The sequence below is a fragment of the Actinomadura rugatobispora genome (assembly GCF_042656285.1).
In the GTDB taxonomy this organism is placed as follows: domain Bacteria; phylum Actinomycetota; class Actinomycetes; order Streptosporangiales; family Streptosporangiaceae; genus Spirillospora; species Spirillospora rugatobispora.
Map to the genome: position 1 here is coordinate 35,454 of NZ_JBHSON010000018.1, position 14,665 is coordinate 50,118.

The 14,665-nt window shown below is 73.9% G+C and carries 16 protein-coding genes; 6 read left to right on the forward strand and 10 right to left on the reverse strand.

Going from position 1 to position 14,665, the window contains the following annotated elements:
* Positions 1-40 precede the first annotated feature (40 nt).
* Positions 41-646 carry a TetR family transcriptional regulator gene (locus ACFPZN_RS15055; RefSeq protein ID WP_378282564.1) on the reverse strand — a complete coding sequence of 202 codons (606 nt, stop codon included), beginning with the start codon at positions 644-646 and terminating at the stop codon, positions 41-43.
* A gap of 270 nt (positions 647-916) precedes the next feature.
* Between ACFPZN_RS15055 and ACFPZN_RS15060 the strand changes: the two genes are divergently transcribed.
* The 3 genes from ACFPZN_RS15060 to ACFPZN_RS15070 all read left to right on the forward strand — a co-directional run bounded on the left by ACFPZN_RS15060 (position 917) and on the right by ACFPZN_RS15070 (position 5,116).
* Positions 917-1,189, forward strand: a complete 273-nt coding sequence (locus ACFPZN_RS15060) for a hypothetical protein (RefSeq protein ID WP_378282565.1) — start codon at positions 917-919, stop codon at positions 1,187-1,189.
* 228 nt (positions 1,190-1,417) lie between these two features.
* On the forward strand, positions 1,418-1,693 hold the full coding sequence (locus ACFPZN_RS15065) for a DUF6504 family protein (RefSeq protein ID WP_378282566.1): 276 nt from the start codon (positions 1,418-1,420) through the stop codon (positions 1,691-1,693).
* A gap of 6 nt (positions 1,694-1,699) precedes the next feature.
* Positions 1,700-5,116, forward strand: a complete 3,417-nt coding sequence (locus ACFPZN_RS15070) for a DNA polymerase III subunit alpha (protein WP_378282567.1) — start codon at positions 1,700-1,702, stop codon at positions 5,114-5,116.
* Between the two features lie 22 nt (positions 5,117-5,138).
* Here ACFPZN_RS15070 and ACFPZN_RS15075 read toward each other — a convergent pair whose 3' ends face one another.
* From ACFPZN_RS15075 to ACFPZN_RS15090, 4 genes are all read right to left on the reverse strand, one after another.
* On the reverse strand, positions 5,139-5,819 hold the full coding sequence (locus ACFPZN_RS15075; protein ID WP_378282568.1) for a DUF4328 domain-containing protein: 681 nt from the start codon (positions 5,817-5,819) through the stop codon (positions 5,139-5,141).
* Between the two features lie 118 nt (positions 5,820-5,937).
* Complete coding sequence (locus tag ACFPZN_RS15080) at positions 5,938-6,270, reverse strand: hypothetical protein (RefSeq protein ID WP_378282569.1); 333 nt, start codon at positions 6,268-6,270, stop codon at positions 5,938-5,940.
* Positions 6,271-6,314: 44 nt separating this feature from the next.
* Positions 6,315-6,968, reverse strand: coding sequence for a response regulator (locus ACFPZN_RS15085; RefSeq protein ID WP_378282570.1), 654 nt, complete (start codon positions 6,966-6,968; stop codon positions 6,315-6,317).
* Between the two features lie 13 nt (positions 6,969-6,981).
* Positions 6,982-8,217, reverse strand: a complete 1,236-nt coding sequence (locus tag ACFPZN_RS15090; RefSeq protein ID WP_378282571.1) for a sensor histidine kinase — start codon at positions 8,215-8,217, stop codon at positions 6,982-6,984.
* A 261-nt stretch (positions 8,218-8,478) separates the two neighbouring features.
* Between ACFPZN_RS15090 and ACFPZN_RS15095 the strand changes: the two genes are divergently transcribed.
* The 3 genes from ACFPZN_RS15095 (at position 8,479) to ACFPZN_RS15105 (ending at position 10,602) form a co-directional block, all read left to right on the forward strand.
* Positions 8,479-8,721, forward strand: coding sequence for a hypothetical protein (locus tag ACFPZN_RS15095; protein WP_378282572.1), 243 nt, complete (start codon positions 8,479-8,481; stop codon positions 8,719-8,721).
* Positions 8,722-8,866: 145 nt separating this feature from the next.
* On the forward strand, positions 8,867-9,661 hold the full coding sequence (locus ACFPZN_RS15100) for a class I SAM-dependent methyltransferase (RefSeq protein ID WP_378282573.1): 795 nt from the start codon (positions 8,867-8,869) through the stop codon (positions 9,659-9,661).
* 143 nt (positions 9,662-9,804) lie between these two features.
* Entirely contained in the window at positions 9,805-10,602 is a 798-nt protein-coding gene (locus tag ACFPZN_RS15105; protein WP_378282574.1) for an alpha/beta fold hydrolase, read from the forward strand.
* A 31-nt stretch (positions 10,603-10,633) separates the two neighbouring features.
* On the opposite strand, the gene ACFPZN_RS15110 is transcribed toward ACFPZN_RS15105, so the two are convergent.
* From ACFPZN_RS15110 to ACFPZN_RS15130, 5 genes are all read right to left on the reverse strand, one after another.
* Positions 10,634-11,359 (reverse strand): thiamine pyrophosphate-dependent enzyme, encoded by a 726-nt coding sequence (locus ACFPZN_RS15110; RefSeq protein WP_378282575.1) that lies wholly within the window; start codon positions 11,357-11,359, stop codon positions 10,634-10,636.
* 90 nt (positions 11,360-11,449) lie between these two features.
* The gene (locus ACFPZN_RS15115) at positions 11,450-12,130 is read right to left on the reverse strand and encodes a thiamine pyrophosphate-binding protein (protein WP_378282576.1); all 681 of its coding nucleotides are present in this window, start codon (positions 12,128-12,130) and stop codon (positions 11,450-11,452) included.
* A gap of 109 nt (positions 12,131-12,239) precedes the next feature.
* Entirely contained in the window at positions 12,240-13,259 is a 1,020-nt protein-coding gene (locus ACFPZN_RS15120; protein WP_378282577.1) for an LLM class F420-dependent oxidoreductase, read from the reverse strand.
* Between the two features lie 312 nt (positions 13,260-13,571).
* Complete coding sequence (locus tag ACFPZN_RS15125; protein ID WP_378282578.1) at positions 13,572-13,778, reverse strand: DUF397 domain-containing protein; 207 nt, start codon at positions 13,776-13,778, stop codon at positions 13,572-13,574.
* Positions 13,769-14,611 carry a helix-turn-helix domain-containing protein gene (locus tag ACFPZN_RS15130; RefSeq protein WP_378282579.1) on the reverse strand — a complete coding sequence of 281 codons (843 nt, stop codon included), beginning with the start codon at positions 14,609-14,611 and terminating at the stop codon, positions 13,769-13,771. Before ACFPZN_RS15130 ends, ACFPZN_RS15125 begins: the two co-directional genes overlap by 10 nt.
* Positions 14,612-14,665: the final 54 nt, after the last annotated feature.

Here is a 14,665-nt window from a genome sequence, read left to right on the forward strand (position 1 = left end):
CTGGAATGTCGCGCTTGTATAGGGACGGCCGGAGCGGGCGTCAGATCCAGCGGGGCAGCTCGTCCCGGGCCCGCTTCATGACGGCCTCGACCCGGGCGGCCACCTGTGCGGGTTCCCAGACGCCGTGCCGGGCGCAGTCCTCGAACGCCACCCGGGCGGCGGCGGTGTGGAAGGCGACGATCAGCCGGGGCCGGACGTCGTCGGCCGGATCGGTCCCCAGCCGCCCCGCGACCAGCGTCACCAGCTCGCCCTCCGCCGCGGCGTGCCGGGCCATCTGCGCGGCCACCAGCGGCGGGTTGGCCTCGATCACCTGGCGGACCCTGCGGAAGCGGGCGGCGGCCTCCGGCTCGCTCTCGGCGATCGCCGCCAGCACCGCGCGCAGCGACTCGTACAGCGCGGTGAGGGGCCGCTCGCCGGGCGGGCGGGCGGCCAGCGCCTCCTTCATCACCTCGTCGTACTCGGCGAGGAAGCCGGTGACCACGTCCTCCTTGGTGGCGAAGTAGCGGAAGAAGGTGCGCTGGGACATCTGGACGGCCGCCACGATCTCGTCGATCGTCGTCGCCTCGTACCCCTTCTCCAGGAAGAGTTCGAGGGCCGCGTCCACCAGGGCCGTCCGGGTCCGCAGCTTCTTCAGCTCGCGCCTCACAGGGGTTGTGTATCACGGAGCGTGTGCGCGCGGGGCGCCGGTCCGCATCCCCACCTGGGGTGCTCCGGGAGGCGTAAGCATCCCGTGGCGTTTGGTAACGGGCAGGTCACGGAGAGTGAGGGCAGAATCAAAGACGAGGGCGCCACCTTCCCGGATTTCCCGAGGGGATCACCTGCCACGGGCCATGCTGGAGGGGCGGCGCCGGTTGTCGCCGCCCGGACGCCGCGCGTCGCCGGGCGGCCCGGGCCCCACACCCAGAGGCGGATGATCGTGGCAGTTGTCGGTGCGCAGGAGTTCGCCGAGGTCCGGCGCCATCACCTCGCGGTGCTCGCGTACGAGGTCGAGGGGCGCGGGCTGCTGTGGCGGCTGGCCGGCCCCGAGGAGTCGGTGCTGACCGTGCTGGGTCCGCGGACCCGCCGGCAGGCCATGGTGGTCGCCACCCCGGCCGGGGACGGCTGGAGCTACCTGTGGACGGGCGGCGGGATCGCCGATGTGACCGAGGTCATGGGCGTCGCCGACCGGCTCGCCCGGCTGCTCGGCTGAGCCGCTCGGCCGGGCCGTCCCACCAGGCCCTCACCCCGATCCGGTCTGTCCATTAATCGGCGGTTTGACCTGCGCTTTTGCGGGTAGGCGCCGGGAATATCCGTGGTGATCCCGCCTTGCCGCCCGGGGGTCGACTTCCCTAGACTCGGACGCGAACGTATGTTCGAGACAGGCCGCATGCCTTCCCCTGTGCGGTGATCGATACGACACAGAGGGCGGGGAAGGCGGATGACGCGCGTGTTCGGCGATCCGGTCGAGGTGTGGACGACCGACGGGCGCCCGGTCCGGTTCGTGTGGCGGGGCCGGCTCTACAGCGTCCGGCGGGTGCTGGAGCACTGGGTCACCACCCGGGACTGGTGGCGCGAGCAGCAGCCGGAGGCGGAGGTGACGGGGGAGCGGGAGTTCTGGCGGGTCGAGGCGACGCCCGACCGGGAGATCGGCGTGTACGAGCTGCGCTACGACGCCGCCACCGACGGCTGGATGCTGTCCCGGGTGTGGGACTGAGCAGCCGTGCACCTGCATGTCGCCTCCTCCTACTCGCTGCGGTACGGCGTCGCGCCCCCGCGGGCGCTCGCCGAACGCGCCGCCGAGCTGGGCATGGAGACCCTCGCCCTGACCGACCGCGACGGCCTGTACGGCGCCGTCAAGCACGTGCGGGCGTGCCGGGCGACCGGCCTGCGCCCCGTGCTGGGCGCCGACCTCGCCGTCCGGCCGCAGGCGGGCGCGAACGTGCCCGAGCCGGAGGAGCGGATCGTGGTCCTGGCCACCGGCGCCACCGGGTGGGCCTCGCTGTGCCGCCTGGTCACCGCCGCCCACGCCGAGGGCGGGCGGGGCGCCCCGGTGGTGACCCGGGAGCTGGTCGGTGCGCACTCCGGCGGGCTGGTGGTCCTGCTCGGGCCGCGCTCGGACGTGGGCCGGGCCGTCGCCATGCGCCGTCCCGACCTGGCCGCGGCGCGGCTGGCGGCCTGGCGGGAGGCCGCCGAGACGGTGGTCGAGATCGTCGACCACCACGGCAGGGGCGAGGGCCACCGCGCGGCGCGGATGCTCGCCCTGGCCCGGGAGGCGGGCGTCCCCGCCGTGCTGGGCAACGCGGTGCGCTACCGCGACCCGTCCGACTACCCGGTCGCGCAGGTGCTCGACGTGGCGCGCAGGCTGGCCCCGCTGCACCGCCGCCACCTGGACGACCAGACCGGTCACGCCTACCTCAAGTCGGTCCCCGAGATGCGCCGGGTCGCGGAGCTGAGCTGCGGCGACGAGGCCGCCGCGCTGCTCGCCGAGACCAGGCGGCTGGCGGAGCGCTGCGCCCTCGACCCCGGCCGCGACCTGGGCATGGACGACGTCCACCTGCCCGACACCGGCGACGACCCGCACGGGCGGCTGGTCGCCCGGTGCGAGGAGGGCCTGGCGCGGCGCGGCCTGGAGCGCTCGGCCGAGGCGGCCCGGCGGCTCGCGCACGAGCTCGGCATCATCGCCCGCAAGGGCCTGGCCTCCTACTTCCTCACCGTCGCCGAGGCCGCCCGGCTGATCCGCTCCCTGGGCATCCGCTGCGCCATCCGCGGCTCGGGCGCGGGCAGCCTGGTCAACTACCTGCTCGGCATCGGCGACCTCGACCCGCTCCGGCACGACCTGGTCATGGAGCGGTTCCTGGCCGACAGCCGCCCCGGCCTGCCCGACATCGACCTCGACGTGGAGTCGGCGCGGCGGCTGGACGCCTACCGGGCCCTGTTCGACCGGTTCGGCTCCGACGCCGTCGCGTGCGTGTCGATGATGGAGACCTACCGGGCGCGCAGCGCGATCCGCGAGGTGGGCGGCGCGGTCGGGCTGCCCCCGGCCGAGATCGACGCGATCGCCAAGGCGTTCCCGCGGGTGCGGGCCCGGCAGATCCGCACCGCCCTGCACGACCTGCCCGAGCTGCGGCAGAGCAACCTGGCGCACGGGCGGCTGGAGGTGCTGTTCCGGATCGCCGAGCGGCTCGACGGCCTGCCCCGCCACATCGCCATGCACCCCTGCGGCGTCCTGCTGTCCAACGCCACGCTCCGCGACCGCAGCCCGGTCGAGCAGAGCCTGCTGGACTTCCCGATGAGCCAGTTCGACAAGGAGGACGTCGAGGCCATGGGGCTGCTCAAGCTCGACGTCCTCGGCGTCCGGATGCAGTCGGCGATGGCGCACGCGGTGGACGAGATCGACCGGGCCGGCGGCGGCCGCGTCGACCTGGAGGCGATCCCGCACGACGACGCCGCCACCTACGCGATGATCCGCACCTCCCGCACGCTGGGCTGCTTCCAGATCGAGTCGCCGGGCCAGCGCGAGCTGGTCGGCAAGCTGCAGCCGCGCACCCTCGACGACCTGGTCATCGACATCTCGCTGTTCCGGCCCGGCCCGGTCAACTCCGACATGGTGTCGCCGTTCCTGGACGCCCGCCACGGCCGCCGCGCCCCCGCGTACCCGCACCCCGACCTGGCCGGGCCCCTGCGCGAGAGCCTCGGCGTGGTGGTGTTCCACGAGCAGGTCCTGCGCGTCCTCGACGTCATGACCGGCTGCGGGCTGTCGGACGCGGAGGCGGCCCGCCGCGCCCTGGCCGACGAGCAGGGGCAGGCCGAGGTCGGCGAGTGGTTCCGCGAGGCGGCCCTGGCCCGCGGCTACGACGAGGCCACGGTCGGGAAGGTGTGGCGGACGCTCACCGCGTTCGGCGCGTTCGGGTTCTGCAAGGCGCACGCCGCCTCCTTCGCCCTGCCCACCTACCAGTCGGCCTGGCTCAAACGGCACCATCCGGCGGCGTTCTACGCGGGCGTCCTGACCCACGACCCCGGCATGTACCCCAAACGGGTCATCCTCGACGACGCCCGGCACTTCGGCGTCCCGATCCTGCCGCTGGACGTCAACCGCTCGGAGGACGCCTGGCGGATCGAGCCGGTGCCCGGCTCCCCGGACGGCTTCGGGATCCGGGTCGCGCTGGGCGAGGTGCGCGGCATCAGCGACGCCGAGACCGGACGGCTCGTCGCCGGGCGCCCCTACCGCTCGCTGACCGACTTCTGGCACCGCGCCCGCGTCTCCCGTCCCGTCACCGAACGGCTCGTCCTGGCCGGAGGGTTCGACGCCCTCTACGGCATCGGCGGGTCCCCCGAACCGGTCGAGGGCGTGCCGTCCCGGCGCGACCTGCTCATCCGGGTCGGGGCGCTGGAGCGCTCGTCGGTGCGGCCGGGCCGGGGCGTGGTCGAGGGCCAGCTCCCGCTCGACGGCGCGGGAGCTCCCAGCCTCGACGGGGGCGGGACGTTCGAGCCGCTGGCGATCGGGGAGCTGCCGCCGATGACGCCCGGCGAGATGGTCGAGGCCGAGCTGGAGATCCTCGGCATGGACGTCAGCCGGCACGTGCTCTCGTTCTACGACGGGCTGCTCGACCGGCTCGGCGTCGTCCGCGCCCGCGACCTGCCCCGCCGCCGCGCCGGCGAGGACCTGCTGGTCGCGGGGGTCAAGGTCGCCACCCAGACGCCCGCGGTGCGGTCCGGGCAGCGGGTGATCTTCGCGACCCTGGACGATTCCACCGGCCCGGTCGACCTGGCCTTCTTCGAGTCGGTGCAGGACCGCTGCGCCGCCACCGTCTTCGGGTCCTGGCTGATGGTCGTGCGGGGGCGGCTGCGCCGTCCGGGCGAGCGGGCGGTGTCGCTGACCGGCTTCGACTGCTGGGACCTGACCGCCCTGTACGAGGCGTGGCGGGAGGGCGGCGACGAGGCGCTGCGGCGGGCGATGGCCCCGGTGCGGCGCGACGGCGGCCGGGCGCGCCCCTCGCCCCGCCGCGTCCTGTACGCCAACGGGTTCGCGATGTCCCCCTACTCCGACATCGGCCACGCGGGGGAGGCGGTCAAGCGGCCGCCGAGCCGGCTCTGGCACGCCAGCGGCGGCAGCTCCGGCCCGACCACCCCGTCCTGAATCCGTCCGAGGTTCTGGGGGCCTACGCGTCGCGGGCGATCTGGAGGCGGGTGATCTCGAACACCGACGCCATGCACAGCGCGGCGGCCAGCGCCTCGCAGGCCGCCGCCGCCACCCCCACGTGCACCGAGAACCGCGCCTCCGCCAGCGTGTGCACCCCGGTGACGGCGAACAGCCGGGCCAGGCCCACGCCCAGCAGCACGAACCCCCACCAGCCCGCGACCACCGCCCCGACCGCGTGCCGCTGGGTCGTGCGGAAGCGCCCGCTGTTGACCCACACGTCGTACACCAGCCGCGGCGGCACCCACAGGTTGGCCAGCGGGGTGATCCAGCCGAACAGCACCCAGGCGCGCCGGTGCCGGTGCGGGCCCGGGGACTGCCCGTACGCCCGCCACAGCCAGCCCAGGTACAGCAGCCCGGTGATCCCGGCCATGATCGCGCAGATCAGGAAGACGTCGGTGTAGGGCGCCAGCACGCGCTCGGTGACGACCGGGTCATAGGTGTCGTGGGTGGCCTGGTGCAGCGGCTGGAGCAACCGGACCAGGCTGATGCCCGAGCCGAGCGCGACGAAGGCGTTGAACCCGAGCAGCATGAAGACGGCGACGCCGACCGCGCGGAAGTCCCGGCGGCGGGCCCAGGCCCCGCAGGCCGGGCAGCGGGCGACCTCGGTAGGGATGATGTCGCCGCACAACGCACACGGCATGATCCACCTCCGGCCGCCGGGGACGGGGACTTTGCCGCCCGTTGTCGAGGATCCTACGTACGTTTGACCCGTGCCGCCCAACGGCGGTTCGCCCTCCGCCGAGGGAAGGCTGGCACGGTCAGGCCCGGAGGACCACGGGTGTGACGACCGCCACGGCCAGGACGGTGAGGACCGACCAGGCGGCCAGCCGGGGCAGCGAGCCCGACGCCACGAGCCGTTCGGGGCGCAGCCCGGTGGCCAGGATCAGCGCCCACCATTCGGCGGTGAGCGCGATCGTGCCGTACAGGGTGCCGAACCCCAGCACCGCGCAGAACAGCACCATGCCGGGGGCCGTCATGGCGTGCGCGGTCAGCGCGGTTCGGCGGGTGAAGCCGGACAGGCCGCGGCGCAGGCCCGCCGCGATCGCGCCCCAGCCGATGGCGGCGAGCAGCCACAAGCCCAGGAGCGCCACGGGAATGCCGTGGAATGACTCCGGTAGCAGTTCCTATCCCTTTCCTAGCCCTTCATGAGGCCCGTCTCCCAGGCCCAGGCGGCGACCTCGACCCGGTTGCGGGCGTCGAGCTTGCGCTGGACGCTCCCCAGGTGGGTCTTCACGGTGGAGAGCGAGACGAACAGCTCCCCGGCGATCTCCTCGTTGGTACGGCCCCGCGCGACCAGCCGTACGACGTCCAGCTCCCGCCCGGTCAGCGCCTCGCGGGGCGGGCGCGTCCCGGACGGGGCGGGGACGGCCAGCCGCTCCAGCAGCCGGACGGTGACCGACGGCGAGACCAGCGAGCCCCCGCCGGCCGCGGCCCGCACGGCCTCGACCAGCAGCGCCGGGCCGCCGTCCTTGAGGAGGAACCCGGCGGCGCCGCCGCGCAGCGCGCCGTAGACGTACTCGTCGGTGTCGAACGTGGTGACGATCACGACCCGGAGCGGGTCGGGCACCTCCGGGCCGGCCAGCAGCCGGGTGGCCTCCAGACCGTCCATCCGCGGCATCCGGATGTCGAACAGGCACACGTCCGGGCGCAGCCGCCGGGCCAGCTCCACCGCCCGCGCCCCGTCGGCGGCCTCCCCGACCACCTCCATGCCGGGCTGCGCGTCGATGATCATCCGGAATCCGGTGCGGACCATCTCCTGGTCGTCGGCGATCAGCACGCGGAGGGTCACGGCGCCGATTCTCTCAGCTCTCCCGGGGCCTCCGGACCTCTCCGGGGGCGTCGGCGCCCAGGGCGGGGACGACCGCGACGACCTCCCAGCCGCCCTCGGGACGCGGCCCGGCGCGCAGCTCGCCGCCGATCGCCACGACCCGTTCCGACAGGCCCGCCAGCCCGAACCCGCCGGACGGCAGGCGGCGCCCCCGGCCCCGGCCGTCGTCGCGCACCGCCACCTCCACGGCGCCGGGCTCGTGGCGCGGCCGGGCCACGCTCACCCGGACGGAGGTGGCGTCGGAGGCGTGCTTGCGCGCGTTGGTCAGCGCCTCCTGCACCACGCGGTGCAGCGAGGTGGCCACCTCCGGCGCCAGCGCGCCCAGGCCGGGGTCCACGGTCAGCGTGGCCGGGGGATCGGAGAACCGCGCGACCAGCTCCCGCACCTGCTCCATCCCGGCGAGGGGACGGGTGCCGCCCGCGCCGTCCGGGGCCTCCCCGGCAGGTCCGGCACCCTGGGACTGCTGGGCCTCGCGCAGCAGGCCGACCATGCGGCGCATCGAGGTCAGCGCCTCGGTGCCGGCGGCCTCGATGTCGCCGAGCATCTTGTCCAGCCGCTCGGGGTCCTGCGCGGCCGCCGTACCGGCGGTGTACCGGGCGGCCTGCGCCTGCACCACGATCCCGGTCACGTGGTGGGCGACGAAGTCGTGCAGGTCGCGGGCCAGTTCCAGGCGCTCGTCGCGGCGCGCGTCCGACAGCGCGCGGGCCCGCCGCGCGTCCACCGCCCGCAGGTAGAGCCCGGCGCCCAGCGCGATCCCGACCAGCACCGCCAGCGGCGCCGAGAACACCAGCCAGGCCAGCGGGGTCGCCCGCAGCGGCAGCACCACCACCGCACCGCCGACCAGCGCGGCCAGCGCGAGCAGCCGAGGCCGCGGCGCCCGCCACACCACCCGGGCGAGCAGTACCAGCAGCGCCGCGACCTCGATGAGGATGCTCGGATTGCCCGCCAGCCCGTCCGTGGCCCCCAGCAGGCCGGTGATGGCGAGCGACAGCACCGCCGCGGCCGCCGCCCACCGCTCGGCCCCACGGGTCAGCAGCGCGCCCGTCCCCGCGAACGCCGCCACCCCGATCGTCGCCAAGCCGAACACCTTCCCGCCCGTGCCGAGCACGCACAGGGCCAGGTACAGCGCCGCGCAGGCACCTATGGCGGCGCGCAGCAGGCAGCCGCCGACCGACCCGACGCGCTCCAGCCGGGGTCCCCACTCGTCCATGGCACCGCAGGGTACGGCTCCGGGCCGAAGCCCGGATCGGCCATTCGGCCGATGCCGCGGCCCGGCGGGTGCGGGGGGAACGCGCGTTCGAAAAAATGTCAGTGGCGGGGCGTAAGTTAGCAGCGTGATTCGGGGTACACCTCGGAATAAGCATCGAACCGGTGAGCTTGTTCGATGCGTACCTCCGGGTACATCCCGTTCCGGCGGAACGGGCCCTCAGGGGGAGGGCGCGATCGCCGGGTCGCAGAAAGGGGTAGTGCAGTGAGCGCAGCGACCGGCACCTTCCACCTCTCTCACCCGCGGCTTTACGGGCCCGCCGAGCGGACCGTCATCGAGCCGTGGCTCACCGAGCTGTCCCATCAGACCATGAACGCCTACGCCGACACCGCGCCGGTCCAGGCCGTGGCGGCACCGGCCGAGGAGGCCGCGCTGCTCGCCCTGGTCGAGGAGCTCCCCGCCGCCCGTCCCGCCGCGCGCCGCGGCGTCCTGGCCACGGCCGCCTAGCCCGCGCCGGCCGCCGAGAGAGCGAGAACGGGGAGGGGCGGAGACGAGCCGATCGTCTCCGCCCCTTCCCGTTTCCCATGTTCGGGTGTCTCATATACCAAGACGCATTTCTCAGATAGTGGGCGGCCGGTCTAGGGTCGGGAGCATGAGCTACGTCCACGGTCACCACGAGACGGTCCTGAGCTCCCACCAGTGGCGCACGGTCGAGAACTCGGCGGCCTACCTGGTCGGCCGCCTGCGTCCCGGGCTCGCGGTCCTGGACGTGGGGTGCGGGCCCGGGACCATCACCGCGGGCCTGGCCGAACGCGTCGCCCCCGGCACCGTCACCGCCGTCGACGCCGCCGCCGACGTGCTGGACCAGGCGCGGCGGACCATCGCGGACAGGGGCCTGGCCAATGTCGCGTTCGCGGTCGCGGACGTGCACGCGCTCGACTTCCCCGACGACGCCTTCGACGTCGTCCACGCCCACCAGGTGCTCCAGCACGTGCCCGATCCGGTGCGGGCGCTGCGCGAGATGCGCCGCGTGTGCCGTCCCGGCGGCGTGGTCGCCGCGCGCGACGCCGACTTCGGCGGGATGGTCTGGCACCCCAGCCCGCCCGGCATGGACGACTGGCTGCCGCTCTACTACACCGTGGCGCGGGAGGTAGGCGGCGAGCCTGACGCGGGCCGCCGGCTGGTGTCCTGGGCGCGGGCCGCCGGCTTCACCGACGTCACCGCGAGCGCGTCGGCCTGGTGCTACTCCACGCCGGAGGAGCGCGAGTGGTGGAGCGAGTCGTGGGGCGGGCGCATGCTCCGTTCGAGCGTGGCGGACCGGGCCGTGGCGGGCGGCCACGCGACCCGCGAGGACCTGCGGCGCGTCTACGCGGGCTGGAAGGAATGGGCCGCGGCCGACGACGGCTGGTACGCGGTCGTGCACGGCGAGATCCTGTGCCGCGCCTGAGCGCCACCGACCCCAACCGCTTTTCCGGCATGACCGGAAGGTCGGGTCAATTGACCGGGTGGTCGGCGGCCGCCTAGCTTCGGCCGCATGCGCACCAGGGACCCGCGCGGCGCCCCACGTGCGATGTCCGGGAGGGGAACCACATGATCAGACGGGTCCGGACGGCGCTCGGGACGGTGGCGGTGAGCGTGACGGGGGAGGGGCCGCCGCTGGTGCTGCTGCACGCCAACCCCGGCGACCACCGCGACTACGACGCGGTGATTCCGGCGCTGGCGCAGCGCTACACCACCTACGGCGTGGACTGGCCCGGCTACGGCGGGTCGGCCGGGGCGACGGCGGCGCCGTCCGCGATGGCGTACGCGGAGATCCTGCCGGAGATCGTGGACGCGCTCGGGCTGGACCGGGTCGCGGTGATCGGCAACAGCGTGGGCGGGTACGCGGCGGCGCGGTTCGCGATCGCCCAGCCGGAGCGGGTGACGGCGCTGGTGCTGGTCAACAGCGGCGGGTTCAGCGCGCTCAACCCCGCCACCCGCGGCTTCATCCGGCTGATGGGACGGCCGGCGGCGATGCGGCTGCTGGCGGGCCGGCTGCCGCGCTTCTACCTGCGCGGCCGCACCCAGGCGGTGCGGGAGATCATCGCCCGGGACGCCGCGCGGCGCGGCGACCCGGAGGCCAACGCGGTGGCCGCCGCGCTGTGGCGCAGCTTCGCCGCGCCCGAGCACGATCTGCGGTCCCGGGCCTCGGCGATCACCGCGCCGACGCTGCTGGTGTGGGGCAGCCGCGATCCGATGGTCGGCCTGGACGCGCCGGGCGTGCGCAGGGCGATCCCAGGCGCGGCGTGGCGGAGGCTGCCGACCGGGCACGCGCCGTTCGCCGAGGCGCCCGCGCGATTCCTGGGCGCGGTCATGCCGTTCCTGGACGAGGCCGTCGTCCCCGCCTGAGCCTCGGAAGGCCCCCGGGGCGGCGCGCGGGTCAGAACGGGCCGGTCAGGTCGCCGAGGGCGTCGGTGAGCTTCAGGTTGTGGGAGTAGTCGACCGGGACGGTGACGACCGAGACGCCGTCGCCGGCGAGCGCCTCGCGCAGCGTGGGCAGCAGCTCGCCGGCGGCGCCGACACGGTACCCCCTCGCGCCGAAGCTCTCCGCGTACTTCACGAAGTCGGGATTGGAGAACCTGATCGAGGTGCTGCGGCCCAGCTCCAGGTCCATCTTCCACTCGATCAGGCCGTACGCGCCGTCCTCCCAGATCAGCACGGTGATCGGGATGTCCTCCCGGACCGCCGTCTCCAGCTCCTGGGAGTTCATCAGGAAGGCGCCGTCGCCGGTGGCCGCCAGCACCCGCCGGTCCGGGCGGGCGAGCTTGGCGGCGAGCGCGCCCGGCACCGCGAAGCCCATCGACGACAGCCCGTTGGAGACCAGCAGCGTGTTCGGCTCGTAGGTCGGGTACGTGCGGGCCATCCACATCTTCACCGCGCCGGTGTCGGCCAGCACGATGTCATGGCGGCCCATCGCCCGCCGGATGTCGGAGACCACCCGCAGCGGCGACAGCGGGAAGCCGTCGTCGGCGGCGCCCCGCTCGAACTCCTCGCGCAGCATCCGCCGGATCTCGCGGCCGGTGCCGTTGACGTCGAAGCGGCGGTGCACCGAATCGGCCAGCGCGTGCAGCGTCCGGGAGATGTCGCCCTGGATGCCGACCTCCACCGAGTAGTGGTCGTCGACCTCGGCGGGGAACCGGTGGATGTGGATGATCTTCTTGTCGCCATCGGGGTTGATCTTGGCCGGATCGAACTCCTAGGCGAACCCCGTCAGCGCCTGCGACGCCTCGGCGCGGGCCGCGCCGTGCCCGGCCAGCACGATCGGCCGGCTCGCGAGCGCGATGACGTCGGCGGCACGCGCCACCTGCGCGGGCGAGGGCTCCTGCGGGCGCACCACGTTGACCGGCAGGGGGCCGAGCCCGGAGGGCACCTTGGCCGCCTCGACGTCCTCGGGAATGGCCAGGTAGACCGCGCCCGGCCGTTCGGTCTGCGCGGTCTTGAACGCCTTGCGGACCATCTCCGGCAGCGCCTCGGCGGTGGGCGCCAGCTCCGCCCACTTGGTGATCGGCCGGAACAGCGAGACCAGGTCGACGACCTGGTGGGACTCCTTGTAGATGCGGTCCAGCCCGACCTGCGCCGAGATCGCGACGACCGGCGTGCTGTTGGTGGTGGCGTCGGCCACGCCGAGCTGCAGGTTGATCGCGCCGGGGCCGAGCGTCGCCGACGCCACCCCGGCCTTCCCGGTCAGCCGGCCGTAGATCTCGGCCATGAACGCCGCGCCCTGCTCGTGCCGGACCAGGACATAGCGGATCGAGGAGTCGCGGAGCGCGTCGACGAAGTGGATGTTCTCCTCGCCCGGCAGGCCGAACACGTACTCCACGCCCTCGGCCTCGAGCGTGCGGACCAGCAGCCGGGCGGCGTCCTCCTGCGCGGACATCGTCGTCCTCTCCCCGTTTCGTCGATCTCGGCGGACATCCGCCTCAGCACCGGCGGCGCACGGGGCATTCCCGCCTGGACGCGGCCCGAACGTCCCCCGGAGGGACGGGTCAGCCGCGGACCAGGTCGCGCAGGGCGCGCAGTGTCGGCTCGTCCTTGGGCCCGCCCAGCAGCAGCGTGGTGACCGGGCTGTCGCGCCACAGCTGCAACCGCTCCTTGATCCGGCCGAGCGGGCCGAGCAGGGAGATCGAGTCGGCCAGCTCGTCCGGCACGGCCCGGATCGCCTCGTCCCGCCGCCCCGCCAGGAACAGCTCCTGGACGCGGGCGGCCTGCTCGCCGTACCCGAGCCGGCCGATCAGGTCGAGATGGAAGTTGCGGTCCTTGGCGCCCATCCCGCCGATGTAGAACGCCAGCGGCACCTTGGCGAACTCCAGCGCGGCGTCCAGGTCGTCGGTCACGATCGCGGTGACGGTGGCGGCGATCTCGAAGCCGTCCGGGCGGCCCGCCAGCGAGTCGCCGAAGACCGTGTCCACCTGCGCCGGGTCGATGAACATCGGCAGCCAGCCCTGCGCGATCTCGGCTGCCAGCGCGACGTTCTTCGGCCCCTCCGCGCCCAGGTAGACCGGGATCTCCGGGCGCGCTGGATGCACGATGGACTTCAGCGGCTTGCCCAGCCCGGCGCCGCCCGGGAACGGCAGCGGGTAGTGCGGGCCCGCGCTGGTGACGGGCTCCTCGCGGCGCCAGACCTGGCGGAGGATGTCGATGTACTCGCGGGTGCGGGCGAGCGGCTTGGGGAAGGGCACGCCGTACCAGCCCTCGACGACCTGCGGGCCGGACGCGCCCAGCCCCAGGATCACCCGCCCGCCCGACAGCGCGTCGAGGGTGAGCGCGTGCATGGCCGTGGCCGCCGGGGTGCGGGCCGACAGCTGCACCACGGCGGTGCCCAGGCTGATCCTCGAGGTCCGGGCGGCGTACCAGGTGAGGGGGGTGAAGGCGTCCGAGCCGTACGCCTCGGCCGTGAAGACCGAGTCGTAGCCGAGCCGCTCGGCGGCCAGCACGGTCTCGGTGTGGTCCTCGGGGTCGCGCTGCCAGTACCCGACGTGGATGCCGAGCTTGAGATCCGCGGTCATCGGTCGCCTCCGCTCATTCGACGCTGTGTTTCACAACCCCGGCCCAGGGTGCTCGCCTGGCGGCTCGCACCCTGACCGAGGTTGGGCGAGCGCGGCATCGCTTCGCGATCTGCCCGGTGAGGCTCGCCTCCGGCGTCGCCTCACCGGGCAGGTAACGCGCTCGCGCAGTGGCTCGGCCACCTGACACACAGACTCTAGAACACGTTCTACTTCCTGTGCAGGGGCAGGGCCCGGCGAAGGGTGCCGGGCGGGCCGAGGGGCCGCGGCGAGATCGCCGCGACCCCTCGGGAAGAAGACCTTCCGAGTGCTCGCCTAGGCGCGCCGGACGGCCTCCAGGAAGCGGTGCCACTCGGACCGCGTGAACATCAGGGCCGGGCCGTGCGGATCCATCGAATCGCGCACCGCGCGGTGGTCGCCGGTGAGGGCGGCCACCTCCACGCACTGGTTGCCGCTGCCGCTGTGCGACGACTTGCGCCAGTGGGCTCGGGTGATATCGGGGGAGGGGTGGTTCACGTGCATCTCCTTGCTGCCTCGGCTATGAGGTGCGCGGATTCCTCGGGGGAGAGGGCCGCCTTCGTGATACGGGCGAAGCGGTCCCCATGTGTTGCTATTGCCTCGGCGCTTTCGAGATAAACGTCGCCCATGGTCCCCTCGACGTAGGCGATATCGGGGTCTGCGGGGTCGGGAAACGAAAGTATCGTGAAACGTCCGTCAAGTCCGGCATGTTCTTTTGCGTCGAACGGCAGCACCTGGAGGGTGATCCTGGGCCGGGAGGCCATCGCGCCCAGCTGGACGAGCTGTTCCGCCATCACCTCCGGCCCGCCGATCGGCCGGTGCAGCACGCCCTCGTCGAAGATCAGGTGCACCCGGGGCGCCTGCTCCCGTTCCAGCAGCGCCTGCCGGGCCCTGCGGGCGTCGATCCGGCGCTCGATGTCCTCGGGGGTGGGCAGCATCCGGCCCGCGGTGATCACGGACCGGGCGTAGTCCTCGGTCTGCAGCAGCCCGTGGATCAGCTGGGGGTCCCAGGTGCGGATCTGCGAGGCCTCGTCCTCCAGGGCCACGTAGCTGCCGGTGAACACGTCGGCATAGGCGGTCCACCAGCCGCGCTGGCCCGCCTCCCGCGCCAGGTTGATGAGCGCGTCCCGGGCGGGGCTGGGCACGCCGTACAGATCGAGTATGTCCGCGATGTCGTTGGGCTTGGGCCGGGTCTGCCCCGTCTCCAGCCGCGAGACGGTGGCCCGCGACCAGTCCAGCCGGTCCGCCACCTCCTGCAGGGTGAGACCCTGCGCCTCTCGCAGCCTGCGAAGCTCCCGGGCCAGCCGGCGACCGCGCACGGTGGGCCGATACGTCATGAGCCGAGAGTCTCCCGATTCGGTCCGTTCCGTTCAACACAAACGAGCATGCCG